We start from the raw sequence: 2,095 nt of genomic DNA, 5'->3' as shown, positions 1-2,095 counted from the left end.
CCACCGGAACGCTCGGGGTCCTCTACCCGGGTCAGGAGAAGGCGACCGCGCTGGCGCCCGCTACCATCCAGACCGCCTTCCTGTTCAGCGGCAGCTACGGTGTTCGCCGCGACGACCTGCACCGCTCGATCGTGTCGCTGATGCTGTCGCTGGTCGGGACGGGCAAGGTCGACGCCGCCGGTGCCGGCGCGGGTGACCGGCTCTACCAGTCGTTCGCGGACGACTTCATCAACCGGGGTGTGGAGCGGGAGGTCCCTGCGCCTTCCGGCATCGGCTTGCGGGGCGTGTCGACCAGTCTGGTGGCGTCGATGGACGTACCCGTGGACGATCTGGCCGACATCGTCGCCTCCCGGCTGCTGGCACGCGCGGTCGGCATGCTCGGCGAGATCGCGCCCGGCAGCGGCGAGGACAACGAGCCGGCGATCGGGGAGTTCATGGCGGCGGCCGACCTCGAGCCGCTGCTGTTCAGCCGACCGCTGCCGTTCACCGAGGTTTCGGCCGCGCACGGGGCGCTGGAGATCACCGGGGCGCTCCGCAGCCGGGCCCGCACGATGGAGGACAGCGTCGCCGCGCTCGAGGATCGGCTGCGGGCCGACGTACCCGACATGGTCGCCGCATTCGACCCGACAAGGGCCGTTGACCTCCTGCTCGGCCGGTTCGACTTGTTCCGGACCCGCCGGGTCCTGCTCGGCGACAACCGTCTCGACTACGACGAGCAGCGCGGCGGGGTGGCCCGGCGGCTGGACGACTACCGGCGGGAGCCGTTCGCCCCGCCCGGGATCTCCTTCAACCCGCCGCAGCCGGCCGACATCCGCGACCGCCGACTGGGCCTGAGCAAGCTGCGCTGGGGCGACCCGTATGTGCAGCGACGCTGGCGGCCCAGGACGCCTGGTTCACCTGGCGGGCGCAGTCGGCGTGGAGCGCGGCGTGGGCCGGTCAGGCGACCCGCTGGGGTCGCGCGTTCGAACGGGTCCGCCAGCAGTTCGGCGCGGTCACCGCCGCATTCGACGATCATGCGCATAACGAGCCCGGGATGTTCGCCAAGCGAAGTGCCGAGCTGTACCGCAACCGGGTCGGGGTGACCTACCTGCTGCCCCCGGTCGACATGGAGACCTTCTACCGGACGGTGCTCGAGCGGTTCGTCCGCCGCGACCACGGCCGCAACACCGCGACTGAGGCGGACGTGGTCACAGCGCTGCTCGGTGCCGAGGGCTGGCGGCCGGCCTGGGCCGCGGCGATCGACCGCAGCCCGACCGCGGCGGTGGCGATAGTCCGGGAGCGTCTCAAGCAGGAGGTCAAGCGGCTGTTCACGCAGGAGAGCGACGCCGGTGCGGACGCGCTGCTGCCGACGATGGCGAGTCTGCTCGCCGGCGCGGCGCGGCGTGAGGCGTTGATCGCTGTCAGCGACGAGGTTCGCCAGTTTCAGGCGAAGATCCACGGTCTGGTGCCGGCGAACTTCACCCCACAGGGATCGGGCGCGCTCAAAGTGCTCATCTCCTACCCGGCGGGCGGCGCCGACCCGACGATCGAACGGTTCCTGCGCGAACAGATCCGTCTTCCCCGGGAACCCGACATGGTGGTCGAGTTCCGGCCGATCCACGCCGAGTCGATCGCGGTGGTGCTGTTCCGGACGTCCATGAGCATCACCGAGGTCCCCGAGCTGCGGGAGATCCTGCACCACTGGTCCGACGCTCTGCTCGACGAGCAGCCGCACGATTTCCTGAAATGGCGCCAGCGGGTCGGTTACGACTACGGCTGGCTGGCCACCACCGAGGAGCACCGGGTCCGCATCCTGCACCATCTGCTGTGCGCGATGTGGAACGGCAACGTCCGTACCCGGGGTGGTGAGCGCGACTCGCCGGCGCAGGTGCGCGTTCAGCTCGCCGACGACGACGAGCACATGGTGTCGATGACCCTGTCGCTGGCGCCGTTCGAGCCCGCGTCGTCGTGGGGCAGCCTGCTGCGCGCGTACGAGGACTGGACACTCGCGGACGACGAGCAGATCAGGCGTGACTTCTGCGAGCAGCTGATGCGGACCCTGCCCGAGGGCCTGTCCGGTCGGACGAAGCAGCCGAGCGAACTGTTCCTGCGGATG

At 70.4% G+C, this 2,095-nt stretch carries 2 pseudogenes; both read left to right on the top strand.

Going from position 1 to position 2,095, the window contains the following annotated elements:
- A pseudogene (locus U9980_RS23755) lies at window positions 1-1,082 on the top strand (tubulin-like doman-containing protein); the annotation flags it as partial.
- Window positions 1,034-2,095: pseudogene (locus tag U9980_RS23750) on the top strand (hypothetical protein); the annotation flags it as partial. The pseudogenes U9980_RS23755 and U9980_RS23750, both read left to right, overlap by 49 nt.

The sequence above is a fragment of the Protofrankia sp. Cr1 genome, from assembly GCF_963555865.1.
Lineage (GTDB): Bacteria > Actinomycetota > Actinomycetes > Frankiales > Frankiaceae > Protofrankia.
Note: the sequence above shows the minus strand (reverse complement) of the source record. Positions and strands in the feature narration are given on the sequence as shown.